The sequence below is a fragment of the Streptomyces sp. AC602_WCS936 genome, from assembly GCF_019049125.1.
Lineage (GTDB): Bacteria > Actinomycetota > Actinomycetes > Streptomycetales > Streptomycetaceae > Streptomyces.
Genome location: NZ_JAGMUF010000112.1, coordinates 1 through 24,121, shown reverse-complemented (window position 1 = coordinate 24,121; position 24,121 = coordinate 1). Strand labels below are relative to the sequence as shown.

19 protein-coding genes and 1 riboswitch are annotated in these 24,121 nt (G+C 72.1%); of the genes, 13 read left to right on the top strand and 6 right to left on the bottom strand.

Annotated elements, in window-relative coordinates:
* Positions 1-14: 14 nt before the first annotated feature.
* Together KUM03_RS29870 and KUM03_RS29865 are read right to left on the bottom strand one after the other, a co-directional pair.
* Complete coding sequence (locus KUM03_RS29870) at positions 15-1,436, bottom strand: aminopeptidase P family protein (protein WP_217253408.1); 1,422 nt, start codon at positions 1,434-1,436, stop codon at positions 15-17.
* Between the two features lie 25 nt (positions 1,437-1,461).
* Entirely contained in the window at positions 1,462-1,977 is a 516-nt protein-coding gene (locus KUM03_RS29865) for an ATP-binding protein (RefSeq protein WP_217253406.1), read from the bottom strand.
* Positions 1,978-2,188: 211 nt separating this feature from the next.
* Between KUM03_RS29865 and KUM03_RS29860 the strand changes: the two genes are divergently transcribed.
* The 5 genes from KUM03_RS29860 to KUM03_RS29840 all read left to right on the top strand — a co-directional run bounded on the left by KUM03_RS29860 (position 2,189) and on the right by KUM03_RS29840 (position 6,867).
* Positions 2,189-3,163: a LysR family transcriptional regulator gene (locus KUM03_RS29860; protein ID WP_217253404.1), complete on the top strand. Its 975-nt coding sequence runs from the start codon at positions 2,189-2,191 to the stop codon at positions 3,161-3,163.
* Between the two features lie 76 nt (positions 3,164-3,239).
* Positions 3,240-3,336: riboswitch (cobalamin riboswitch) on the top strand.
* Between the two features lie 122 nt (positions 3,337-3,458).
* Positions 3,459-4,574, top strand: a complete 1,116-nt coding sequence (locus KUM03_RS29855; protein ID WP_374225402.1) for a FecCD family ABC transporter permease — start codon at positions 3,459-3,461, stop codon at positions 4,572-4,574.
* Entirely contained in the window at positions 4,574-5,347 is a 774-nt protein-coding gene (locus KUM03_RS29850) for an ABC transporter ATP-binding protein (protein ID WP_217253402.1), read from the top strand. Before KUM03_RS29855 ends, KUM03_RS29850 begins: the two co-directional genes overlap by 1 nt.
* 27 nt (positions 5,348-5,374) lie before the next feature.
* Entirely contained in the window at positions 5,375-6,403 is a 1,029-nt protein-coding gene (locus tag KUM03_RS29845) for an ABC transporter substrate-binding protein (protein ID WP_217253399.1), read from the top strand.
* 29 nt (positions 6,404-6,432) lie between these two features.
* Complete coding sequence (locus KUM03_RS29840; RefSeq protein WP_217253397.1) at positions 6,433-6,867, top strand: VOC family protein; 435 nt, start codon at positions 6,433-6,435, stop codon at positions 6,865-6,867.
* A gap of 115 nt (positions 6,868-6,982) precedes the next feature.
* Here the strand turns inward: KUM03_RS29840 and KUM03_RS29835 are convergent, their stop codons facing one another.
* Entirely contained in the window at positions 6,983-7,501 is a 519-nt protein-coding gene (locus tag KUM03_RS29835) for a hypothetical protein (protein ID WP_254400095.1), read from the bottom strand.
* A gap of 525 nt (positions 7,502-8,026) precedes the next feature.
* Here KUM03_RS29835 and KUM03_RS29830 point away from each other — a divergent pair.
* The 6 genes from KUM03_RS29830 to KUM03_RS29805 all read left to right on the top strand — a co-directional run bounded on the left by KUM03_RS29830 (position 8,027) and on the right by KUM03_RS29805 (position 16,122).
* Positions 8,027-11,413 carry an ALF repeat-containing protein gene (locus KUM03_RS29830; RefSeq protein ID WP_217253393.1) on the top strand — a complete coding sequence of 1,129 codons (3,387 nt, stop codon included), beginning with the start codon at positions 8,027-8,029 and terminating at the stop codon, positions 11,411-11,413.
* Positions 11,414-11,540: 127 nt separating this feature from the next.
* Positions 11,541-13,448, top strand: coding sequence for a DNA/RNA non-specific endonuclease (locus KUM03_RS29825; protein WP_254400094.1), 1,908 nt, complete (start codon positions 11,541-11,543; stop codon positions 13,446-13,448).
* A 38-nt stretch (positions 13,449-13,486) separates the two neighbouring features.
* Positions 13,487-14,506 carry a hypothetical protein gene (locus KUM03_RS29820; protein WP_217253388.1) on the top strand — a complete coding sequence of 340 codons (1,020 nt, stop codon included), beginning with the start codon at positions 13,487-13,489 and terminating at the stop codon, positions 14,504-14,506.
* A 134-nt stretch (positions 14,507-14,640) separates the two neighbouring features.
* Positions 14,641-15,060, top strand: a complete 420-nt coding sequence (gene panD / locus KUM03_RS29815) for an aspartate 1-decarboxylase (protein WP_217253386.1) — start codon at positions 14,641-14,643, stop codon at positions 15,058-15,060.
* Between the two features lie 33 nt (positions 15,061-15,093).
* Positions 15,094-15,438: a GNAT family N-acetyltransferase gene (locus KUM03_RS29810; RefSeq protein ID WP_217253383.1), complete on the top strand. Its 345-nt coding sequence runs from the start codon at positions 15,094-15,096 to the stop codon at positions 15,436-15,438.
* Between the two features lie 45 nt (positions 15,439-15,483).
* Positions 15,484-16,122, top strand: coding sequence for an aspartate/glutamate racemase family protein (locus KUM03_RS29805; RefSeq protein WP_217253381.1), 639 nt, complete (start codon positions 15,484-15,486; stop codon positions 16,120-16,122).
* A 482-nt stretch (positions 16,123-16,604) separates the two neighbouring features.
* Here KUM03_RS29805 and gndA read toward each other — a convergent pair whose 3' ends face one another.
* Both gndA and KUM03_RS29795 read right to left on the bottom strand, forming a co-directional pair.
* A complete protein-coding gene (gene gndA, locus KUM03_RS29800; protein ID WP_217253379.1) occupies positions 16,605-18,059 on the bottom strand; it encodes an NADP-dependent phosphogluconate dehydrogenase in 1,455 nt (484 codons plus the stop codon).
* Between the two features lie 186 nt (positions 18,060-18,245).
* On the bottom strand, positions 18,246-20,366 hold the full coding sequence (locus KUM03_RS29795) for a PQQ-dependent sugar dehydrogenase (RefSeq protein ID WP_217253376.1): 2,121 nt from the start codon (positions 20,364-20,366) through the stop codon (positions 18,246-18,248).
* A 279-nt stretch (positions 20,367-20,645) separates the two neighbouring features.
* Between KUM03_RS29795 and KUM03_RS29790 the strand changes: the two genes are divergently transcribed.
* Entirely contained in the window at positions 20,646-21,890 is a 1,245-nt protein-coding gene (locus KUM03_RS29790; protein WP_217253375.1) for a transglycosylase family protein, read from the top strand.
* Here the strand turns inward: KUM03_RS29790 and KUM03_RS29785 are convergent.
* A complete protein-coding gene (locus tag KUM03_RS29785; RefSeq protein WP_217253373.1) occupies positions 21,880-23,028 on the bottom strand; it encodes a DMT family transporter in 1,149 nt (382 codons plus the stop codon). The two genes, KUM03_RS29790 and KUM03_RS29785, sit on opposite strands and share 11 nt — an antisense overlap.
* A 228-nt stretch (positions 23,029-23,256) precedes the next feature.
* Between KUM03_RS29785 and KUM03_RS29780 the strand changes: the two genes are divergently transcribed.
* Positions 23,257-24,081 carry a (2Fe-2S)-binding protein gene (locus KUM03_RS29780; RefSeq protein ID WP_217253371.1) on the top strand — a complete coding sequence of 275 codons (825 nt, stop codon included), beginning with the start codon at positions 23,257-23,259 and terminating at the stop codon, positions 24,079-24,081.
* The last annotated feature ends 40 nt before the right edge of the window (positions 24,082-24,121 follow it).

The window sequence follows — 24,121 nt, the reverse complement described above, 5'->3', positions numbered from 1 at the left end:
GCGCGCGACCAGGCTCACCGGGACCGGGACACCACCCACCCCTCCACCTCGTCCGCGCCGCGCGGCAGCCCGGACGACAGGCACAGCGCCCCGTCGGCCGTGATGACGAAGTCGTCCTCGATCCGCACGCCGATGCCGCGCAGTTCCTCGGGAACCGTCAGGTCGTCGGGCTGGAAGTACAGGCCGGGCTCGACGGTGAGCACATGGCCGGGCTCGAGCGTCCCGCCCAGATAGGTCTTGTCGCGGGCTCCGGCGCAGTCGTGGCAGTCCAGCCCGAGCATGTGGCCCGAACCGCACACCGTGTACCGGCGGTACAGGCCGGACACCGGGGTCGACGCCGTCGCGCCGGGCGGCCGCAGACCCCAGCCGTCGAGGCCTTCGGCGATGACGCGCATCGCGGCCTCGTGGAAGTCGCCGTACCGCGCGCCGGGCCGCAGCGCGGCGATGCCGGCCGACTGGGCGGCGAACACGAGGTCGTAGACCCGCCGCTGGACGTCGGTGAACCGCCCGCCGACCGGCAGGGTCCGGGTGACGTCCCCCGTGTAGAAGGTGTCGGCCTCGACGCCGGCGTCGAGCAGCAGCAGGTCGCCGTCGCGCACCGGACCGTCGTTGCTCATCCAGTGCAGGACGCAGGCGTGCGCCCCCGCCGCCGCGATCGTCTCGAAGCCCAGGCCGTAACCGTCCAGCCGGGCCCGCCGGTTGAAGGTGCCCTCGATCCAGCGCTCACCCCGTGCCGACCGGGTGGCCCGGTCCAGCTCGCCCACGACGTCGTGGAATCCGGCGACCGTGCTGCCCACGGCCGCACGGAGCTGGTCCAGCTCCCATTCGTCCTTGACCAGCCGTGACTCGGCCAGGAAGCCCTCCAGTTCCGCCTCGGCCCGGTGAGCGGGCGGCACCAGGGTGTCGACGAGCGCGTCCACGCCGCGTACGACGCGGGTCGGGACCTCGCGTGCGAGGGCACGCCGCAGTCCGTCACGGGCGGCGGCCTCGACGCCGAGGGCGTCCGAGGTCTCGGACAAGGTCCGGCGCCGCCCGACCCAGAACTCCCCGTACCGCCGGTCGCTGTGGAACTCCGCGCCGTCCGGCCCGCCGTCACGCGGCGACCGCGGCCGGGTGAAGAGCGTCACCGAGTGCCCGCTCCCCGTGGGTTCGAGGACCAGGACACTGTCCGGGACCGCGTGTGTTCCCTGCTCACCGGTGAGGTGGACGAACGCGGAGTGCGGGCGGAAGGTGTGGTCGAAGTCGTTGCTCCTGACCTTCAGCCCGCCCGACGGGACGACGATCCGTTCACCGGGGAACCGCTCGGACAGGGCCGAGCGCCGCTTGGCCGCCCACGCCGCCCCGGTCAGCGCCGGCAGTCTCCGCTCCGTGTCCGCCCATCCTCCCCGGAACGGATCGGGGTGCGGGGCCGTACCCCCGCCGTCGTGCTGGTCCATCAGCGGTAGACCTCCATGCGTCGGTTCACGTCGTCAGCAACCTGCTCAGCAGTTCCGCGCCACCGTCGGTGATCGACCAGACCCCCTCGTACTCCGGACCGGCGCCGCCCTCGACGCCCGCGCGGTCCGCTCCGGGAGCCGGCCCGGCCACCGCCGGCACCGGAACGACCGCCCAGCAGCGCTTGCCGTGCGCGGTGCGCTCCACGCCGTGCAGGAGGCAGAGGCCGTCGATCAGGACGAGGCCCCGCCCTCCTTCCTGGTCCGGGTCCGTCGCGCGGGCCCGCGGCACCTCCGTGCTGCCGTCGAGGACGGTGATGACCACCAGCCCCTGATCGAGCGACACCTCGACGGTCATGGCACCGCCGCCCGCGTGCACCAGCGCGTTGGTGAGGAGTTCCGACGCCACCACTTCCACGGGAAGGAGTGACTCGTCGGCCATGGACACGCCCCACGAACGCACGGTCGCCGAAACACGGCGGCGGGCGCCGCGTACCGCGGCCGCGGTCGCCTCAACGGTGAAGCGGACCCTGGTGGCGGACATGCTGTGTCTCCTCGCAAGGCGGTGGGGGCGCGCGGTCACTCCCGCCGGACGGGGCGCGCAGGTGGAGGCTTCCACGACCGCGACGACGGCGACAACCGACCCGGCCATAGGAGAACCGGCGCACGAGGCATAACGTCTGAGCCCCGACCGGACCCGCACGCGCCGGGCTGTCGCACAATGGTCCGGCTTCCCGAGCGGCGAGGTGTGTGCTGTGGAACTTGAGCTGCGTCACCTGCGGGTGCTGTGCGCGATCGCGGACTCCGGCAGCGTGGGACGGGCCGCCACCGCGCTCGGCTTCACCCAGCCCGCCCTCAGTACGCAGCTGCGCCGCATCGAGCGGCTGCTCGGCGAAGGGCTGTTCGTGCGCCGCAGCACCGGCGTGGAGCTGACCGCGTACGGTGTGGAGGTCGTGAGCCAGGCCCGGGACATACTGGCCCGCGCCGACGCCCTCGGCCGACGCCACGGCAACGGCACGCCCGCGGCGGCGACCCGCACCCTCCGGCTCGGAGTCACCAACACCCCCGTGCTGCCGGAGCTGCTGAGCAACCTGCGTGAGGGCTGCCCCCACCTCGCGGTCTCCGTCAGCAGCGTCTACGCCACCGGTGAACTGCTCAGGCTCCTGGAGGCCGGCGAGCTCGACGCGGCACTCGGCATGGACTACCCCGGCCTGCCCCTGCGCCACTCCGCCGACCTGGCGCACCGCGCCATCAACACCGTCCCCGTCTTCGTCGCCATGCACTCCGGCCATCCGCTCGCACACCGCGTCGAGGTGCCGTTGCAGGAGCTGTCCGAGGACACCTGGTTCGTCTCCTCCGACGACGGGGTGGGCTGGCCCGGCGCCTTCTACGACGCGTGCCAGGCCGCGGGCTTCACCCCCGCGAGCACGCACGAGCTCCACATCCTCGAACAGCTGCAGGCGATGATCGCCATGGGTCTGGGAGTGGCGGTCGTGCAGCCCACCATCCGCCCCGTCGACGGCGTCCTGGTCAAGCCGCTGGTCGGCGACCCGCTCTGGCAGCGCCACCTCCTCGTCTGGCGCCGGGAGGCCGTCGAACCGGCGGAGGCCGAGGCACTGCACCACCACGCCGTCCGGGTCTACCGGAACCTGCTGGCCCGCGCCCCGCACCTGCAGAGCTGGGTGGCCCGCGCCTACACGGCCGCACGCCTGCCGGACAAGCGGCGGTAGGACTGGCCGGGGGCGACAGGACGGGGCGGCCGCGACGGGAGGCGTGGCACAGGCGCTAAGCTGCAAGCGCCCCGCGGGGGAAGTCCGGTCGAAGTCCGGCGCTGACCCGCAACGGTAGGCGGAGCCCTGTGCAGAACCGAGTTCTGTACGGAACCCCGTAAGCCCGATCACCCGCGGTGGTGACGCTCCTGTCAATCGCCGTGGACTGCGAGAGGGTGCTGCCTACGGCGCCCCGCGCCCGGAGCCGCTCCTTCGCCGACGTAGGTGCACGGCCCGAGGCGAAGGTGATCCGCCGGTGGCCAAGCTCCGTGACCCCGAATCCGCCCCACCACGAACACGACCGCGCCGCGGTACGCGCACCGGGCCCCCGCCACCCCACCGGGTCTCCCTGCCCCTGCTCGTGACCGCCCTGTGCGTCGCGCTCCCCGTCTCCCTGGCCTGCGGGGCGGGCTTCGGGGCGTCGGGGCTCTCGTGGAGCGAGACGCTGCACTTCCTCTGGGCGGGTCTGACCGGTGCCTCCATAGCCCCGGACGAGGTCCCCTCGTACGTCATCGTGTGGGAACTGCGCTTCCCGCGCGCCGTGCTGGCCGCGGTCGTCGGCGCGGGACTGGCCGCCGTGGGCGTCGCCGTCCAGGCCATGGTCCGCAACGCGCTCGCGGACCCCTTCGTCCTCGGGATCTCCTCCGGCGCGGGCATCGGAGCCAACGCGGTGCTCATCTTCGGCGCCTTCGGCGCACTCGGTATCTGGGCGCTGTCCACGGCGGCCTTCGTCTCCGCGCTCGGGGCCATGACACTGGTTTACCTGGTCGCCCGGACCCCACGCGGGCTGACCCCGCTCCGGCTCGTGCTGACCGGTACCGCGATGTACTACGGCTTCTCGGCCGTGACGACGTTCATGGTGTTCGCCGCCGAACACGGTGATGCGGCCCGGTCCGCGATGTTGTGGCTGCTCGGCAGTCTGGGCGGCGCGAGCTGGTCCTCCGTACCGATCGCCGCGGGCGCGGTGCTCGCCGGCCTCGGCCACCTCGGCTGGTCGGCGCGGCGCCTGAACGCCCTGGCGATGGGCGACGAGACCGCCGCGGCGCTGGGCGTGGACGCCGGACGGCTGCGCAAGGAGCTCTTCCTGACGACCGCCGCCGTCACCGGAGCGGTCGTCGCGGTCAGCGGGGCGATCGGCTTCGTGGGCCTGATGGTGCCGCACGCCGCCCGGATGCTGGTCGGCGCCGACCACCGCCGGCTGCTGGCCGTCGCGCCCCTGGCCGGTGCCGTGCTGCTGATCTGGGTCGACATCCTGTCGCGGGTGCTGCTCGCCCCCGCCGAACTGCCGCTGGGCGTACTGACGGCGGCGATCGGCGTGCCGTGCTTCGTCCTGCTCATGCGCCGCCGCACCTACACCTTCGGAGGCGCGTGATGCGGGTCGACATCGACGCGGTCACCGTGGAGATCGCCGGCGCGAGGCTGGTCGAGGACGTCTCGCTGCGGGCGGGCGGCGGCCAGTTCGTGGGGCTCGTCGGGCCCAACGGCAGCGGCAAGTCCACCCTGTTGCGATGCGTCTACCGGGCCCTGCGCCCCACGGCCGGTGCGGTACGTCTCGGCGGCGACGACCTGCTGGCCATGACCACGCGCGAAAGCGCCCGCCGGCTCGCCGCCCTCCCGCAGGAATCGGCCGCGGAGTTCGACTTCACCGTGGCCGAGGTCGTGGCCATGGGCAGACTCCCGCACCAGGGGGCGATGACCCGGGAGACCGACGAGGACCGGCGCACCTGTGCCGCCGCACTGGCCGGGGTGGGCGCCGGACACCTGGCCGACCGCGGCTTCCTCACCCTCTCCGGCGGCGAGAAGCAACGGGTCCTGATCGCCCGCGCGCTCGCCCAGCAACCGCAGGTCCTGGTGCTCGACGAACCCACCAACCACCTGGACATCGCCCAGCAGTTGGAGGTTCTGTCCCTGGTGCGGGCCGCCGGACCGACCGTGCTCACCGCACTGCACGACCTCAACCTCGCCGCGCGCCACTGCGACCGGATCCACGTCGTCGACGACGGGCGGATCGTCGCTTCCGGCGCCCCCCACGACGTCCTCACGCCCGCCCTGCTGGCCGACGTCTTCGGGGTCCGGGCGCACCGCGTCCCCCATCCGGAAACCGGCGCGGTCCAACTCCTCTTCGACCGCCTCCCCACCCCGTAGTCCGCCCTCCATGGAGTCGCCACGCTCATGCCGAATCCCGCACGCCCCACCGCCCTCGCCCTCGCCCTGGTCCTGGCCTTCGCCGTCACCGGCTGCGGGGCGGACATCTCGTCGCAGCAGGGGAAGGAGGACGATGCCAGGCCGTCCGGCGGCCACTACCCGGTCACGGTCGAGAACTGCGGCGAAAAGCGAACGTTCGACAGGGCTCCGCAGCGCGTGGTCACCAACGACGTGGGCATCACCGAGATCATGTTCGCCCTCGGTCTGGCGGACCACATGGCCGGATACGTCATGCCCGACGACAAGGGCGACCTCACGGCCGTGCCGTGGAAGGACGGTTACCGGAAGACCAAGTGGCTGTCGAAGGAGCGGATCAACAAGGAACTCGTCCTCGACGCCCGCGCCGACCTGGTCTTCGCCGGCTGGAACTACGGCTTCAGCGAGGGCGAGGGTTTCACGCCCGACGCGCTGCGCAAGGTGGGCATCGACTCCTACCTGCTCAGCGAGTCGTGCCGCAACGGACAGGGCAAGGCGCGCGGCGTGATGGCGCCGCTCGACGCGCTCTACACGGACCTGCGGAACCTCGGGAAGGTGTTCGACGTCGAGGACCGGGCCGAAACGCTCATCACCTCGTTCCGCGCGCAGGTGGCCGAAGCACAGGCGAAGGCCCCGAAGGGCGCCGACCGGCCGCGGGTGTTCCTCTACGACAGCGGCGAGGACAAGCCGCTCACGTCGGGTGCCTACGCCGGGCCGCACGACATCATCACCAAGGCCGGCGGCGACCACGTCATGAAGGACCTTCAGGACAGCTGGACCACCGTGGGCTGGGAGACGGTCGTCGCCCGCGACCCCGAGGTCATCGTGATCAACGACTACGGGGACACCACCGCCGAACAGAAGCGGAGGTTCCTCAAGTCCTACCAGCCCCTCGCGAACGTCTCCGCCGTCAAGAACGACCGGATCGTCGTCCTCGACTACGTCGACCTCGTCGAGAGCCCGCGCAACCCCGCGGCCATCGCCTCACTCGCGGCGGACCTGAGGAGCCTCGCCTCCTGAACCGCGGGGCACCCTGCTATGGTGCGCCGATGTCTTCGATCAAGCAGATCCAAGTCACCTTCGACTGCGCGGAACCTGCGCGACTCGCCGGTTTCTGGTGCCAGGTGCTGGGCTACGTCGTACCGCCGCCGCCAGAGGGGTTCGCCACCTGGGAGGACTACCATCACTCGCTGCCGCCCGAGGACCAGGACGAGTACTTCGCGTGCAGTGACCCCTCCGGGGCGGGCCCGCGCCTGCTCTTCCAGCGTGTCCCCGAAGGCAAGGTGGTCAAGAACCGGGTGCATCTCGACGTGCGCGCCGGCATCGGACTCGTGGGGGAGGAGCGCCTCGCCACACTGGAGGCCGAATGCGCACGACTGGTCGCGCTCGGCGCGGTACACGTGCGAACGATGGTCGCCGATGAGGAAAACGAGTCGTGCATCGTGATGCAGGACATCGAGGGCAACGAGTTCTGTCTCGACTGAGCCCGCCGGCGCTTCGGCACGCGGGACGACGCGTCGGCCTTCAAGACCACGACCGGGTCTCGAAGGCCGACGACGTCACGCACGGCCCCGGGAGGTGCCGTCCCCGTCGAAGTGGTTACTTGGTGACCCGGATCTCCACGAGCATGTGGTCGCGGCCTTCCGGGTCCGCGCTTTCGCCCACCGGCGTCCAGGTGTTCTTGTCGATCTCGTAGGACTTCTCCTCGGTGCCGACGGTCATGTCGACCGTGGTGGAGTAGTCATTTCCCTTGATCGAGAAGACGGCGGGGATCTCCAGGGTCAGCCAGCCCTCGTTGCCGACGGTGTTGAAGCAGATCTTGCCGCCCCTGTCACGGGCCAGGAGCTCCAACTGCCCGGTCCCCGGCGCGCATTCGGCGAGCGTGATGTGGCCGTCGCCCCGCTTCAGAACGATGTTCTGCTCGGCCAGGATCTTGTCGGCCCCGGGGTAGTTGAAGTCCTCCACGGCGTAGCCGGGGGCCTCCTCCGCGACCAGCGCGGGGGCGTCGGCCGTCTCGTCGGCGCCGGTGCCTCCGCCCGGCACGCCGCCGGCCACCGCGATCCAGGCCAGCGCGCCGCCGACAGCGGCGGTGCCGAGTACCCGTACCGTGAGCCGCATTCTCCGCGACTTTCCGACGTTGGTGCTGGTTTCCTTCATCGTATCCCTAATCTCGAAGCCACCGCCCGGATTTGAAAACCACCGGTCGTGAAACCGGTCGCGAACAGAGGAAGCCCGCACATGCGGAATGGAAACCCCCCTTGCGTGCCACTGGCACGCCTTCGCGACGCACTGGTCGAACGCCGATGATCGTCGTCGGCCCTGGCATCCCAGCATGGTGACGCACCCACGTCCAGCGCCCTGAACCGCCCGTATCCGGACATTGGAAGCAAGTGTTCCGTGACCTGCGTCACGCCGAGGTCAGGTGGCACGGGTCGACGTCACGATTTCGGGAGAAAAGTGACGAGCCATCAAACTTCCGTAGAACATGCAATGTTGGTTCACTGGCAGCCACAACTCGCACTGAATGATTAGGTCGTTGCTACTGTTCGGGAATTGTGGCGGGCTTCGATCCACGGATCCGCTGTCCGGTACGGCGCGAAATCCGACACGTCACCGCATCTTTCGTAGAAGGGCAAGTCCCCTATGCAGACGGCATTCTGGAGCAGACGCCGCGTCCTCGGCGCACTCGCGGCCGCGACCGCTGTCGCCGCAACCCCCTCGGTCCTGCGGCCGGCCACCGCGGCGGCCGCCGAGACGGCAGGGGCCGCCGACCCGGTGCCGCTGCCGGACACCGATCGCGCCACGGCTGTCCGCGCGTGGCTGTCCGGCGGCAGGGGCGTCAAGGCCGCCGCCACCACGGCCCTCTACGGGACCGACACCGAGATCCAGACCTTCCTCGCCGAGACGCTGCCGCAGCAGACCGTGCAGGACAACCGGGTCGCGATCGTCAGCAGCCTGGACCGCGCGGGCAAGGGCCTGCGCCGCGAGGCCGTCGCCGCCCTGGACAACGGCGACGAGGCGATAGCCGGCTTCCTCTCGTCGGGCTTCGCCCCCGCCATGCTGGAGGACTTCCGGGTCGCCACCAGCATCGTCGCGTCCAGCGGCGACAGGGCCGTGGTGCGTGAGGCCAACGCCGCGCTGGACGCCGGCACCGAGTCGTCCCTCGTCACCTTCCTCAGCGACGCACAGTACGACGCGCGGCTGGAGGACACGCGGGTCCAGGTCAGCGCCATGCTGATGAACGGCGGCCCGGAGGTGCAGAAGTACGCGGACCGCGCGCTCAACGGCTCCGCGAAGGACGTCGAGTGGTTCATCGAGACCGGCCAGCACATCGCGCGCGCCCGCGACCAGGAGTCGGCGACCATCGAGGAACTGGTGGCCGTCGTCCAGCGCGAGGGCAGGCGCGCCGAGCGCCAGACGAACCTGGCCATCGAGGCCGGGGCCCGCGCCGAGACCGCCGCCACCAAGGCCAAGGAGGCCGCCCAGAAGGCCGCCGCCGAAGCAGCCGCCGCGCAGAGCGACGTGCAGAAGTCGGCGGCCGCCGCCCGCAAGGCGGCCAGCGCGGCGAAGGGCGCGGCCGACGCCGCCCGAAACGCCGTCAACGCTTCCAACGCCGCCGTGACGGCCTCCCGTCGCGCCTCCTGGGCGGCCGCCGGTGCCGCCCAGGCCGCCGCGAAGGCGGGCAACGCCGCCGCCCGCGCCTACAACGCCGCGATCGCCGCGTCCAAGGACGCCGGCAAGGCGGAGAGCGCCAAGAACGCCGCGGTCGCCGCCCGCAACGCCGCCGACAAGGCCCGCAGCGCCGCCGCGGCCGCCGAGAAGGCCGCCCTCGCCGGCGACGCCTCCTCGGCCGCCGGCCTGGCCGCCGCCTCCGCCGCCCGCAACTCGGCCGCCGCCGCGAGCGCCGCCGCCCAGGCCGCCGCGTCCGCCGGTGCCGCCCAGGCGGAGGCCAACGAGGCCAAGCGTCAGGCCGCCATCGCCACCAGCGCCGCCAACCGCGCCACGAACGCCGCCTCCGCCGCCCAGGCACTGGCGACCGCCGCCGCCAAGGCGGCCCGCACCGCGCGCGACGCCGCCAACTCCGCCGCCAACCACGCCGACAAGGCCGCCGACGCCGCCGAGGAGGCCGTGAAGTACGCGGGCCAGGCCGTCGACTACGCCAACAAGTCGACCGCCCACGCCGCGGAGGCCGTGAAGGCCGCCAACGTCGCCACCAAGGCCGTCAGTGACGCCATCGAGGTGGAGAAGAACGCCCGCGCCGCCGAGGCGCAGACCATCGAGCAGGACAAACAGCAGGCCATCGAGGAGGTCCAGCAGCTCGCCGCCATCGAGCAGGCCGAGCTCTCCGACGTCCGCGAGAAGCGGCTGATGGCGGAGCGCACCAGCCAGGCGACCAAGGACCTCATCGCCAAGGCCGAAGAGGCCCTTTACTCCGGCGACCTGCCGCTCGCCGCGACCCTGGGCCGGAAGGCCGCGGTCGCCCTGATGGACGCACGTGGCGCCCACACCCGGCAGGCCGCCCAGCACGCCCTCGCCGGCTCCGACGACGACGTCTACTCCTGGATCGACCTCGACCGGGCGCTCGCCGCGACGCAGGACGACCGCGAGACCACCCTGCACGTGGCGACGATCGGCGGACCGAAGGTGGCCGCGGCCGCCGCCGCCGCGCTGGAGAGCACCGACTCCAAGGCCGTCGGTGACTTCCTCACCGGCGGCATGAAGCGGGCCTCGGACGAGGACCTGCGCGTCGCCATCAACAGGATCATCGCCGAGGGCGCGGGCAGGGCCGTCACCGCGGCCGCCAACGACGCCCTCGACAAGAACACCACCGAATCCCTCAACCACTTCTTCGACCACACCTACCCGCTGGCCGTCAAGGAGGACGACCAGGTCCGGGCCAACGAGCTGATCAGGACCGGGGGCGCCTACACCAGGTCCTACGCGGAGGTCGCGCTCGAAGGACCGCAGTGGATGCTGCGCAACTTCATCACCGTGGTCCAGTACCGCACGGCCCAGCTCGACTTCGACACCGCCACCCACGTCGCCGCGGTCCGCGGAGCCATCGCCGCCGCCGCGAAGGTCGCGCAGAAGGCGCAGGAGGACGCGGCACTCGCCTCGAAGGCCGCCGCCGACGCCCGCAACGCCGCCACCGAGGCCCAGCAGTGGGCGCAGAAGGCGCTCGACGCCGCCGCCAAGGCCGACGACTACGCCCAGCAGGCCCGCGACAACGCCAACGCCGCCGACAAGTCGGCCGCCGACGCCCGGGCCTCCGCCGCCACGGCGAAGAACGCCGCCGCCACCGCCCGCGGCGCCGCCCGCTCCGCCAACTACTCGGCCAACAAGGCCGTCGACTCGGCGCGCGCTGCCCTCGCCTCCTCCGCCGAGGCCCAGCGCTCCGCCGCCTCGGCCCGCGCCGCCGAACTCGCCGCCTCGGCCGACGCGCAGGCCGCCGCCCGCGCGTACGCCGAGGCCAAGCAGATCGCCGCCGACAAGAAGCGGGCCGAGGAGATCGCGAAGGCCAAGGCGGCCGCGCTCAAGGCCCACGAGGAGCGCGAAGCCAACCGGAACCCGGCCGACAACGAAAAGAACGACCAGGTCAACCCGAACGGCACCGCGGACGGCGACGCCGACGAGTGGTGGAACGACGCCCAGTTCTACGCGGACGCCGCCGGCGTGATCAGCACCGGCGCCGCGTTCCTTTCGGCCGGTTGCGCCCTCGCCGCCATCGTCTTCCCGCCGGCCCTCGCCGCGGCCGGCTTCTTCGCCGGTGTCTCCGCGGGCGCGGGTGCCCTCAGCAGCCTCTTCACGGGCATCGAGCACGGCTTCACCAGCGGCGCCTTCTGGGAGTCCGCCGTCGGCACCGGCCTGAGCCTGGTCTCCTTCGGCGCCTACAAGTGGGTCGGCGCCGCCGACAAGGCGCTCGGCGGCGGCATCGTCAAGCCCGTCGTCAGCAAGATCACCGACACCGGTGAGGACCTGGTCGCCAGCGCCACGAAGGGCCTCAGCGACCTCTACGACCTGGTGGCCTGATCCCGCCGTTCGCCTTCCGGGGGCGCCGCGAGCAGGCGGCGCCCCTCCCCCCCTCCTCCTCTCACGGAAAGGTCCTGCCCTCGTGCATGGAATACGTGGCGGGCGCGCCACAAGGAGACGCGCCCGCTTGACCGTCCTGGGCGTCGTCACCGCCCTGACCCTCGGCCTCACCACAGCCGCGACGAGCCAGGCGGCCGAGCCGCCCGCGCCGGCCGACGCCGCGTCCACGACCGAGTCCGCTGCCTCCGGCGCGCAGACCATGGCCACCACGGAGATCAGCGCGATCGTGGCCGGTTCCGGTGAGCAGTGCACCCCCACCGCGCGTGGCTCCAAGGAGCGCCGTGCGGGTGCCGTCGAGTCCTGTGTGACGGTCGCTCCCGCCCCCGCCAAGGCGAAGACCCGGAGCAGCGGCCCCGCCGCCTCCCCCTCCTCCACCGCCGCCGCGACCGCTCCCGTCGGCAGCTGCGACCTCACCAACCCCGGAAGCTACAGCTACGAGCGCTTCTCGTACTGCGTGACCGGCATCAACGTCACGTACATCCTGCGCGACAGCAAGGGCAAGGAGATCGGGCGGGGCGTCCTTGAGGTCTCCACCGGCGCCGACCTGTCCCCGACCGCCACGACCTGGAGCGAGCAGGTCACCGTCAGGATGACGGGAGCCTCCGGCGACGTCACCGCCCTGAACGTCAAGTTCCGAGCGTCCTGCGACGCCGGCTGCACGGCCACCGACATCGCCCCGTGGTGGAACGGCGACATCACCCTCGGCAAGACCCTCACCGGCGACGTCGCCTACTCGTCGCCCCAGACGACGGGCTCCTCCGCCTCCTTCCACACGTCCTACGTGATGTACGTGACGTCCCCGGGCGCGGCGCCGACCGACCCGAACGCGTCGTGGAGGAACCCGAGCCAGATCAGGTGCGACGACGCGGTCGGCGGCACTTCGGTGGCGGGCTGCGCGGTCCCGTCCGTCATGGCCGAGCTGTCGATGAGTACGCAGGGTTCGGACCAGGGCGGCGCGGTGGCGGCGTACATGTGGGCCCAGAAGAACCTCAACGACGGCTGGGGACTCAACACCCCGCTGACCCGGTCGACGAGCGGCGTGGACGCCCGTACGAGCAGCACCTGTGGAAGCGGGTCGTCGGAGCCGTTCGCGGACGCGAGCGACCTCATACCGACCGACACCTGTGCCCAGTTCCCGTTCGCGGAGACGAAGGAAGGCGGAAGGGACGGTGCCGAGTGCGCCGAGCTCATTCCCTACCCCGGCAACAACGGATGGGTCATCCTCGAGCTCGGCGGCGGCTCCAGCCTCGACCCCACCCGGCGATGTGTGCGCGCCCATGCCGCCGCCGTCGACAAGCAGTTCGCGGACAGCCAGCTCGCCGACGGCTTCACGGACCAGCGGGTCATCGACGGCGACCAGTTCACGCTGAGGATCACGACGTCGCTCGACGGCGCGTACGCGGAGTGCCTCGGCATCTCGCCGGAGGGCGCGCGTCCGGCCGGCAACGGCTGGATCCTGAACACGACCGAACAGGTCCCGCACGTGCAGAAGAACGACCAGAGCAGCGCAGCCGGATACCGGGCGACCAAGGCCACGGCCTGTCTGGGCAAGACGCTCGGCCCCGGCAGTGAGGCCGGCGGCGAGATCACCGGTTGGCTGGACGCGGGCGACTACGCCACCGGGAACAACCTCAGCGAGCAGCTGGCCCGTTGTCACCTGGTCGCCAACATCCTCGGCGGGCGGATCTCGAAGAACCTCGTGCCGTGCTGGCAGGTCGGGATGAACACCGGTGCAGGCAGCATGTGGGAGTACGAGGAGCAGGTCCGGGACGAGGTGCGGTTGGCCTCGTTCGGCGACGAGGACGCGATCTTCTACGAGGTGACCCCCCGCTACATGACCGCCGACAGCACGATTCCGATTGGCGTTACGATGAGCGCCACGATCCAGCGCGAGGACGGCTCGGTCGAACCACTGTTCGATAACATCTATGTTGCGAACACTCAGACCGGCGGAGCGCACAACCTCGGCAACTGATCGCTCTCCACACCGTGTTCGTGCCCTCGGGAGCCAGCATGAGCTTCACCACCCCGCCGCGGTCGATCGACGTGACCGCGCGCTTCCCTCAGCTGGCCCCGCTGGCGCGCACGGCGACCCGGTTGCATCCGCGGCCGGGGTCGCCGACGGCGCACGACAGTTCCGTCGGCGGGCCGCTGCTGTGGCCCGCCGACGAGCCGTGGCCGCACTGCGCGGAACCACACGCGAGGGGTGCGACGCGCAGAGTCCTGTCCCCGCAGGACATCCGACTCCTGCGCCGCATCCAAGCGGCGGTGGCAAGCCGGCGGCACCTCGGCCCCCCGGCCTCCCGTCCCACGCCCGAGGAACTGGCAACCGAGAAGCGGATCCTCCAGGGCCGCCCCTGGCCCGAGGACCCGGTCCCTCTCCTCCCCGTCGCCCAGCTGTACACCCGCGACGTCCCCCTCCCGTTCACCCCGCCCGGGGCCGACCTCCTCCAGGTCCTGTGGTGCCCCTTCGACCACCCCACCCACCCCCGTACCGCGGTCTTCTGGCGCTCCGCAGGCACCGTCACCGACATCCTCGACGCACCGCCCGAACCGCCCGCGATCAAGTCTCAGGGCTACCTCCCGGAGCCGTCCGTGCTGGCACCGGAGCGGGTCACGGAGTACCCCGCCTTCGGGGAACTGGATCAGAAGCTGCGGCAGGAGCTGGGCGACCCGAGCCGGTGGGACGGCTCCTGTCCCGCCGCCCCGCAGGAGTTCTACGACCGTGACCTGTCTACCTCGCCCGGCTGGAAGACCGGTGGCTGGTCGCGCTGGGGAACGACCGACCCCGTGGCCCGCTGCTGCCCGGAATGCGGCACCGAGGCGCTCCCGCTCCTCACCATCGCCACCCTCGAATGGGACGCCGGCAGCGACAGCTGGGCGCCCGAGGAGGAGAGGACGAACCCGACTCCGCTCGTCCCCGGCACCCCGCCAGCCAACTTCACCCTGATCGGGATCGCCGGCGGTTCCACCCTCCAGCTCCATGCCTGCCCGGCCGACCCCTCCCACCCCCACATCGAACTGGTCCAGTGAACGGCAGGCCGCCTTCCTGCCCGAGCGAAGCGACGTTCCTCACAGCCCGCAAGCCCGAAGTGTGCCGCGTGTACAGTGAAGACCGCCCTTGACCTGCAAAAAGCAGGCAGGGAGCCGTCTTACAGGAGTTCGACATGCTGCGCACCATGTTCAAGTCCAAGATCCACCGCGCCACCGTCACCCAGGCCGACCTGCACTACGTCGGCTCGGTGACCATCGACGCCGACCTGCTGGACGCCGCCGACCTGCTGCCCGGCGAGCTCGTGCACATCGTGGACATCACCAACGGGGCCCGGCTGGAGACCTACGTCATCGAGGGCGAGCGGGGGTCCGGGGTGATCGGGATCAACGGGGCCGCGGCTCACCTCGTGCACCCCGGCGACCTGGTGATCCTCATCAGCTACGCCCAGGTCACCGACGCCGAGGCGCGGTCCTTGCGGCCGCGGGTGGTGCACGTGGACGCGGACAACCGTATCGTCGCCCTGGGCGCCGACGCGTCCGAGCCGGTACCGGGGTCGGACCAGGAGCGCAGCCCCCAGGCCGTGTCGGCCTGACGTGCCCGATCCGCACGGACGAGGAGCGTGACCGTGAGCGAGATCGAGATCCGTGACGACCGGGCGGCCGGCCGCCTGGAGGCGATGGGTGGCGGTGAGGTCGTCGGCCGCGTCGAGTACTTCCTCCTGGACGCCCCCGAGCGCGCCCTCGTCCCCGTGCACACCGTCGTCGAGCCGGCCCACGAGGGGCAGGGCATCGCGGGTTCGCTGGCGCGCGAGCTGTACGCCGTCGCCGGGCGCGAGGGCGTCGTCGTGGCCCCGCTGTGCCCGTACGTCGTGAAGTGGGCCGAGCGGCACCCGGACCAGGCTCCCGCTGCCGGCCCCGAGCTGCTGCGCGCGGCGAAGGAGTGGCTGGTGGCGCATCCGGAGCGGTTCTGACACGGACGAATACGGAGAGGGGCAGGGGACGGGAGGGGAGCACGCGTGCTGGCGCTGCTGCACACCTCGCCCGTGCACGTCCCCGTCTTCGACTCCCTGCGGGACGAGGCGCACCCGGGTCTGGAGCTGCGGCATCACGTCGATGCCGGGTTGCTGGACCGGGCGCGGCAGGAGGGGCCGGAGGCGGTGGCCGGCGCCGTCCGGGACGTGCTGCGGCGGGCCGTCGCGGAGGGGGCGCGGGCCGTCGTGTGCACCTGCTCGACCATCGGCGGCGTCGCCGAGGCGGCCGCGGCCGAGGTCGGGGTGCGGGTGCTGCGGGTCGACCGGCCGATGGCCGCCGCCGCGGTGGCCGCCGGTCCGCGTGTCGTCGTTCTCGCCGCCCTGGAGAGCACGTTCGCGCCGACGACCGCGCTGATCGAGGAGGAGGCCCGGCGCGCCGGGCGTTCCGTCGAGGTACGGGTCCGCCTCGTCGATGGTGCGTGGCCGCGGTTCGAGGCCGGTGACACCGTGGGCTACCTGCGGCTCGTGGCCGAGGCGGCCGACGCCGTCATCGGCGCCGACGTGATCGTCCTGGCCCAGGCCTCCATGGCACCGGCCCGGGAGTCGACGCGGACGGCGGTTCCGGTGCTGGCCAGTCCCGCGCCGGGACTGGCGGCCGGGGCGGCGGCAGCGGGCACCGCGTAGGCCCGCCCGGGCCACGTGGGTCTGTCCCGTCACGCGGGGGAGTGACTGGGGAGGCGGGCCCCGGGTAGGCGGGGGACAAGTCCAGAGCCGACGTCGACCGACTGGCCGGAGGACAGTGCCATGACGAACCCGTATCCGGATCCCGTCCCGCCCGGACCCACTCCGGGCCCCGACCCGGAGCCCCCGCAGCCGCCCCCGGACCCGGCCCGGCCTCCGGCTCCGAACCCGGAGCCGACCCCGCCCCCTCCGCCGGGCCCCGGTCCGGAACCCACGCCCCAGCCCCCGGGCCCCGGCCCGCAGCCGACCCCGCCGCCTCCGCACCCGGGCCCGCCCGAGCCCTCCCCGTCACCGATCCCGCCGGGCCCGGAGCCGGTGCCCAACCCGGAACCGGGGCCACCGCTCACCTGAACCACACATCCACGGCCACCGGCGAACCCGGTGGCCGTCACACGGGAGAACCGTGCGGGAGATCGCAGGGGAGGCTAGTGACCGTCCCCGCCGGCCTCGGTCTCGGCCCGGTCGCGGGACCAGAGCGTGTGGAAGACGCCGCTCCTGTCGGTGCGCCGGTAGGTGTGCGCGCCGAAGAAGTCCCGCTGTCCCTGGACGAGCGCGGCGGGCAGGCGCTCGGCGGCGAGCGAGTCGTAGTAGCTGAGCGCGGAACCGAAGCCCGGTACGGGGACGCCGGACAGGGCGGCGGTGGAGACCACACGCCGCCAGGCGGCCTCGCCGTCGGCGACGGCCTGCGCGAAGTACGGCGCTTCGAGCAGCGTGGTGATGTCCGGGTGCTCGGTGTACGCCTGGGCGATGCGGTCGAGGAACCGTGCCCGGATGATGCACCCGCCGCGCCAGATCTTGGCGATCCGGTCCTTGTGGATGTCCCAGCCGTACTTGTCCGCGCCCGCGGTGATGGCGTCGAAGCCCTGCGCGTACGCGACGATCTTCGAGGCGTAGAGAGCCGCGGCCACGTCCTGGGCGAACGAGGGGGAGGCCTGCTGGACCTGCGGCCGGGAGCCGGCGGTCAGCCGCCGTACCGCGGCACGCTGCCCGGCCTTCCCGGAAACCGCCCGCGCGAAGACGGCCTCCGCGATCCCGCCCACCGGCACGCCCAGGTCGAGGGCGTTCTGCACGGTCCACACGCCGGTGCCCTTGGAACCGGCCTGGTCCAGCACGACGTCCACGAACGGCTGACCCGTGGCCCCGTCGACATGGCGCAGGATCTCGGCGGTGATCTCGACGAGGTACGACTCGAGCGGGCCTCGGTTCCACTCGGCGAAGACGTCGGCGATGGCGTCCGGCCGGAGACCGCCCACCGTGCGCAGCAGATCGTAGGCCTCGCCGATCAGCTGCATGTCGGCGTACTCGATGCCGTTGTGGATCATCTTGACGAAGTGACCGGCGCCGTCGGCGCCCACGTGCGTGACGCAGGGCTCGCCCGAGACGACCGCCGCGATCGAGGCGAGGACGGGCCCGAGGGTCCGGTAGGCCTCCTCCGAGCCGCCCGGCATGATCGACGGACCCTTGAGCGCGCCTTCCTCACCGCCGGAGATCCCGACACCGACGAAGTGGATGCCGGTGGGGGCGATCCGCTTCTCCCGGGCGATGGTGTCCTGGAAATTGGCGTTGCCGCCGTCGACGATGATGTCGCCCGGCTCGAACCGCTCCGCGAGCTGGTCGATGACGGCGTCCGTGCCCGCGCCCGCCTGCACCATGATGACGGCGGTGCGGGGCTTGGCCAGCGAGGCGACGAAGTCGTCGATCGACTTGCCGGCGATGAAGCCCGCCTCCGGGTGCTCGGTGACGAGGCTCTCGGTGCGGGCGTAGGTGCGGTTGTGGACGGCGACGACATTGCCCTCGCGGGAGGCGAGGTTGCGCGCCAGGTTCGATCCCATCACCGCCAGCCCCACGACACCGATGTTGGCGGCTTGGCTGGTCTTCATCCGGACCTCTTTCGATCGGTTGTCGGGCACCGTGGCTGTTGAGACTAGTCGGCGGACGGGGGGCCGGGACGGGGAATGCCGGGGTGTCGTGATTCGTCCCCGGAACGGCGACGGGGCGCCACCCCCGTGGGTGGCGCCCCGTCGCCGTGCGTGCCGCGCCGGCCGGCGGGCTGTGCGTCCAGCCGGTCAGTCGGCCGGGACCAGTGCGACCTCGTCGCTGCCCGAGAGGGCCGGCAGGCCGTCCGGGGGAGTGTCCTTGTAGCTGGCGTTGAAGACCGCCCGCAGGTTGTCCGCACCGGCGTGACCGCCGTCCACGAACGTCTCGAACGATCCGGAGCAGCCGGTGCTCGTGGACAGCGGGTGTCCGTGCGTGTCGTGGCCGAGGATGAACGAGACACTGACCTTTGAGCAGTCCACCGGCTGGTCGTCGGTGACGGCGACCTCCCAGGTCACCGTGTCACCCCAGTGGAACTCCGTGCCGCCGTGCGGGGCCGGGTCGGTCGTGAGCGAGACGACCGGCGCCTTGTTGCCGACGACGACCGGAACCGAGGCGGAGGCCGAGCGGCCGGTGCTGTCGGTGACCTTCAGCGTGGCGTCGAAGACGGCGTTGTCGGTGAACGTGTGCTCCGGGTTCGCCTCCCTGGAGTCCACCTTGCCGTCGGCGTCGAAGTCCCAGGCGTAGCTGAGGGCGTCACCGTCGGCGTCCTTCGTGCCGGCGCTGGAGAACTGGACCGTCAGCGGGCTGGTGCCGTTGACGACGTCCGCGGCGACCTTGGGCTCCGGGGTGCGGTTGCCGCGCGTGTAGTCGATGCGGGACAGCTGGGCCTCGGGCAGCTCCGCGAAGTACCCGGTGCCGTACTCCAGGACGTACAGCGCGCCGTCCGGGCCGAACTCGGCGTCGATCGGGCCGTCCGTCTTGATCGTCGGGATGGCGTCCTCGATCTTCTCGACCTTGTTCCTCTTGCCGAGGGTGATGGCCTTCATCTGGTCGCGGGTCCACTCGTAGAAGAGCGGCTTGCCGTCGAAGTAGGCGGGCCAGCGGTTCTGGGCCCTGTTCCGCCTGTCGTAGTCGTACACGGGGCCGCCCATGGGGCCGATGCCGCCCGTGCCGAGCTCCGGGAACTCCTCGGACGCGCCGTAGCCGTAGACGATCTCCGCGTCCGTGACCGGCGGCAGCTTGCTCAGACCGGTGTTGTGGCGCGAGTCGTTGACCGGCTTCGCGCAGTCGAAGGCGCCGTTCGACTTCTCGGTGGCGAAGTCGTAGTCCTGGTACGGCATGTCCCGGGTCACGCAGAACGGCCAGCCGTAGTTGGCGGGTCGGTCGATGACCATCCAGCGGCCGTGGCCGGCCGGGCCGCGGTCGGGGTTCGCCTCGTTGGCGTCGGGCGAGTAGTCGCCGACGTAGACGTCACCGGTCTTGTCGTCCACCCCGAAGCGGAAGGGGTTGCGCAGTCCCATGGCGTAGATCTCGGGGCGGGTCTTCGGGGTGCCCGGCCTGAAGAGGTTGCCGCGGGGCACCACATAGCTGCCGTCCCGCTTCACCTTGATGCGCAGGACCTTGCCGCGCAGGTCGTTGGTGTTGCCCGAGGTGCGCCGCGAGTCGAAGGCCGGGTTGCGGTCGGCGCTGTCGTCGAGCGGGGCGTAGCCGTCCGAGGCGAACGGGTTGGAGTCGTCACCGGTCGAAAGGAACAGGTTGCCCTTGCGGTCGAAGTCGATCTTGCCGCCCACGTGGCAGCAGATGCCGCGGTCGGCCGGCACGTCGAGGATCTTCTGCTCGGTGTCGAAGGCGAGCTTGTTGCCCTCCAGCTTGAACCGCGACAGCCGGGTGACGCCCTTGTACTCGGCGAAGTCCGCGGCCGTGCCGTACTCCGGCGCGTCGCCCTCGTTGACGCCGGGGGTGTCCGGGTCGTCCATGGGAGTGTCGAGGCGGGGCGAGTAGTAGAGGTAGACCCAGTGGTTCTTGCGGAAGTCGGGGTCGACGGCGATCCCCTGGACGCCCTCCTCGTCGTGCTGGTAGAGACCTGCGGGGCTCTTCTTCATGTCGGCGGCGAGGAAGTTCACGCCGCTCTTCGGATCGTGGATCCGGACCTCACCCGTGCGTGCGGTGTGCAGCACCCGCGAGTCGGGCAGGACGGCGAGGGCCATGGGCTCGCCCGGACGGTCGTTGAGGGTGACCTTCTGGAAGGCCGCCGGGTCCGGCGGCGCGGGGTCTGATTTCGCGGCTTGGGCCGGGGACAGTGGAAGGAGCCCGACGGCCCCTGCCAGCGTTGCCGCCCCCACGAAGGTGGCGAACCGTCTGATACGCACCGAGAACTCCTTCGGTCTGGGATGAAACCAGGTGAAAGCCCGTGCGGAACAAGTCGGTTGGACGCTAAGCCGTCTACTTTCGACCCGTCAAGGACAAAGTTTCAACTTCCTTGAGGAAAGTTTCTCGTGTAAGTGCGACGCCTCGAAGGTCTCGGGCGTCTCGACGACCGCGCCATCCGCGCCACTTGATGTGGCCAACCGGCTGATTGCCGTCTTGTCATGGCCTGTTACCGGCGCTTACTTTTGCCCCTCCTGACGCAATGTCGAGGGGGAACCTCCATGGCCGTACGCGGCCGGCACCGCCGGTATCAGCCGAACAGGATCAACCGCGCCTCCCTGACCGTCACCGCGGGCGGCGCGGGCCTGGCGCTCCCGCTCGTCGGCACCGGCACGGCACACGCGGCCGACGTGGAGACCTGGGACAAGGTCGCCGCCTGCGAGTCCACCAACGACTGGGACATCAACACCGGCAACGGCTACTACGGCGGGTTGCAGTTCACCCAGTCCACCTGGGAGGCGTTCGGCGGCACCGAGTACGCGCCCCGCGCGGACCTGGCCACCAAGGACCAGCAGATCGCCGTCGCCGAGAAGGTGCTGGACGGGCAGGGCCCGGGCGCCTGGCCGGTGTGCTCCCAGCGGGCGGGACTGACCCGGGACGGTGCCGCGCCCGACATCCGTCCGTCCTCCGGGAAGCCCGGGCCCGCGAAGTCCGGGCCCGCGAAGTCCGACCCGGTGAAGGACGTCAAGCCCCAGACCACGCCACAGTCCCGGGCGGGCAAGGGCCGGATGTACACGGTGGTCACCGGCGACACCCTGTCCGGCATCGCCGACGCCCAGCGGGTGCGCGGTGGCTGGCACGGACTGTACGAGGCCAACCGCGCCGAGATAGGAGCGGACCCCGACCTGATCATGCCCGGCCAGCGCCTCGCGCTCCGCGGCGAACAGACCACCACGGCGCCCCGCGCCGAACCCGAGCAGAAGCAGAAGCAGAAACAACAGCCGAAGCAAGAGCAGAAGCAGAAGCAAGAGCAGAAGCAAGAGCGGAAGCGGCAACCGGAGAAGTCGTCCCCCGACCGCGGCACCGACAAGCCCGCCAAGGCCGCCAGGACCACCACCCGCCAAGCCGTCGTCGCCCCCGTCGACGCCTCCACCGGCACGCCCTACCGGCAGGCGGGCTCCTCCTGGTCGAAGGGCTACCACACCGGCGTCGACTTCCCCGTGCCCACCGGCACCTCGGTCAAGTCGGTCGCGGCGGGCCGCGTGGTCAGCGCGGGATGGGGCGGGTCCTACGGCTACCAGGTGGTCGTCCGGCACGACGACGGCCGCTTCTCGCAGTACGCCCACCTCTCGGCGATCTCCGTGAAGGACGGCCAGTCCGTGGGCGCCGGTCAGCGGATCGGCCGCTCGGGCTCCACCGGCAACAGCACGGGCCCGCATCTGCACTTCGAGGTGCGGACGGGGCCCGGCTTCGGCTCGGACGTCGACCCGGTGGCGTATCTGCGGGCCGGCGGGGTCAGGATCTGATCCGCACCCGGTGCCGGTCGAGCACGGGCGGCGGGACGAACGCGCCACCGTGGACGGGGCCGTACGAGAGTTGCGGGACGAGCTCGGGGAGGATGCTCCGGGCCGGTCCCGGGACGTCGTACGGCTCCTCGGCGGGGACCGTTTCCGGACCCTGCGAGGCCACCGGGGCGGGCAGGAACACCTTCTCGGGCAGCGGAGCGACGCGCGGCCCGGGCCGGTCCACAGCGAGATCGTCCGCTGCCGGGAGCGGCGTCGCGTCCGTCCCGATCGGCGCGATCCCGGCCGGCACGGCTCCCGCCTCCGCGGCCTCCCGCGCGATCCGCTCCGTCGTCAGCAGGATCAGCCCGCCCGCGGCCACCACACCGCAGCTCAGGGCGAGCACCGTGCCGGTCGTGCCGTACCGGAACGTCTCGCCGAACATCGTGATGCCGACCACCGCCGCCACCACCGGGTTCACGACCGTCAGCGTGGCCAGTGGGGCGGCGAGACCCGCGCCCCGGTAGGAGGCCTGCGAGAGCAGCATGCCGGCCGTGGCGAGCACGCCGATCACGGCCAGCGACGGCAGGTCGGCCACCGACACGCCGCCCGCCCAGTCGACCGCGACGGTCTTGGTGAAGACCGAGGACATGCCGAAGGCGATCCCGGACGCGGTGGCCAGCAGGATGCTGCGCACCGCCGGGTGCCGGTGCGCCGCGCGACCGGCGATCATCAGCGCGACGATCACCCCGCCGGTGACGGAGGCCGTGAAGACCCGCTGTGCCGTGTCCAGCGACTGGGTGTCGGACGCGCCGACCAACGACAGCAGACCCGCGAGACCGACCGTCGCCATGAGAGCGCCCCGCCAGGCCGTCCTGCCCGCCTTGCGGCCCACGAACAGCGCGGCCATGGGCAGCGCGAACACGATGGTGAGGGCGCCCAGCGGCTGCACCAGGCTCAGCGGGCCGAGGGCGAGGGCCACGACGTGCAGCAGGCCGCCGAGGCCGTTGAGCGCGACCGCCGCCCACCAGCCGGGCCGGCGCAGCGGAGCGTACTGAGCACCCGGGGAGGACGCCGCCACCTGCTCCTGCACGATCGCTCCGCCCGCGTACGCCACGGCGGAGACGAGCGACAGCAGCACGGACAACGCGAGGGCGCTCATCGGCTGCTCCTCTGCGTGAGGCGGGGGCGCTGGGCCCGGCGCGGCGAACGGTCGTCTTCCATGAACAACACGATGCCGTGCCGGGAGCTTCCCGTCGTCGTCCCTGAGCACTCATTGGGTCATACTGCCGATGGAGTACGGGGGCGGCGCCGTCCTCCCCTGGGTGGGCGACCGAAGGACCCCGACCCCTGACCCGGCCCCCTAAGGGCCCTGGTATTACTGCTCCCTGTGGACCCGGACCCGACCCCCGACCTCGACCCCGGCCTGACCGCGCTCCGCGCGCTCGGCGGCTTCTTCCTCCTCCACGCGTCGCGACCGCTGCCGTCCCGGCCGCTGCCCACCCTCGCGGACGCCTACGCCCCCGGTGGCGAACCGCCGAGTCCGGGCCCCAGCGGGCCACCGCTCGCGACGGACCCGCTCGGCTTCCGCGTCCGGAAGGTCGCCGCCGCACTCCGCGCCCCGGAGACCAGGGTCGCCGCCTCCGTGGCCCAGCAAGGCCTCGCCGCCCGCCTGTGGTCGGTGACGCTGGGGTGCGCCGCGCTCCACGGCCGCGTCCCGGACCTCGACCCGCGGCTGCTCCACTACGACCCCGACGCCGCCGCCCCCGACGACCTGTGGCTCTCCGGGGTGAGCCCCCTGCCGGGCGACGCCGGCACGATCGCCGACACCGTGCTCCGCGCCCACCTCGCCCCGCTGACGGCGGCCGTGCACGCCCGGTACCGCGTCGCCACCGGGCTGCTGTGGGGCAACGCCGCCTCCGCGCTCGCGGGTGCCGGCCGGGAACTGGACCGCTGGGCCCGCCGCAACGGCCGTACGGACACCGCCGGCCGCGCTCGCGCCCTGACCGCCGAGCTCCTCGCCCACCCGCTGCTCGCCCAAGCCGGCACCCTCACCGGCACCGCCTTCCGGCGCCGCAGCTGCTGCCTGTACTACCGCGTGCCGGGTTCGGGCGTTTGCGGCGACTGCTGCTTCTCCCGGCCGCCCGAGCCTCCCCGGCCCCAGCCGCCGCCCCCGCCGCCCCCGCCCCCTTCCCCGGACGCCCCGTCCGGGTGACCATGAGGGAACCAGCCGCCGAGCACGGGAGGTTCCGGGT

Bases quoted from the DNA above. Each gene is read 5' to 3' on its own strand.
- KUM03_RS29845 (WP_217253399.1), top strand. From the start codon at position 5,375: ATGCCGAATCCCGCACGCCCCACCGCCCTCGCCCTCGCCCTGGTCCTG.
- KUM03_RS29865 (WP_217253406.1), bottom strand. From the start codon at position 1,977: ATGTCCGCCACCAGGGTCCGCTTCACCGTTGAGGCGACCGCGGCCGCG.
- KUM03_RS29830 (WP_217253393.1), top strand. From the start codon at position 8,027: ATGCAGACGGCATTCTGGAGCAGACGCCGCGTCCTCGGCGCACTCGCG.
- KUM03_RS29785 (WP_217253373.1), bottom strand. From the start codon at position 23,028: ATGAGCGCCCTCGCGTTGTCCGTGCTGCTGTCGCTCGTCTCCGCCGTG.
- KUM03_RS29870 (WP_217253408.1), bottom strand. From the start codon at position 1,436: ATGGACCAGCACGACGGCGGGGGTACGGCCCCGCACCCCGATCCGTTC.
- panD (WP_217253386.1), top strand. From the start codon at position 14,641: ATGCTGCGCACCATGTTCAAGTCCAAGATCCACCGCGCCACCGTCACC.
- KUM03_RS29850 (WP_217253402.1), top strand. From the start codon at position 4,574: ATGCGGGTCGACATCGACGCGGTCACCGTGGAGATCGCCGGCGCGAGG.
- KUM03_RS29820 (WP_217253388.1), top strand. From the start codon at position 13,487: ATGAGCTTCACCACCCCGCCGCGGTCGATCGACGTGACCGCGCGCTTC.
- KUM03_RS29790 (WP_217253375.1), top strand. From the start codon at position 20,646: ATGGCCGTACGCGGCCGGCACCGCCGGTATCAGCCGAACAGGATCAAC.
- gndA (WP_217253379.1), bottom strand. From the start codon at position 18,059: ATGAAGACCAGCCAAGCCGCCAACATCGGTGTCGTGGGGCTGGCGGTG.
- KUM03_RS29835 (WP_254400095.1), bottom strand. From the start codon at position 7,501: ATGCGGCTCACGGTACGGGTACTCGGCACCGCCGCTGTCGGCGGCGCG.
- KUM03_RS29840 (WP_217253397.1), top strand. From the start codon at position 6,433: ATGTCTTCGATCAAGCAGATCCAAGTCACCTTCGACTGCGCGGAACCT.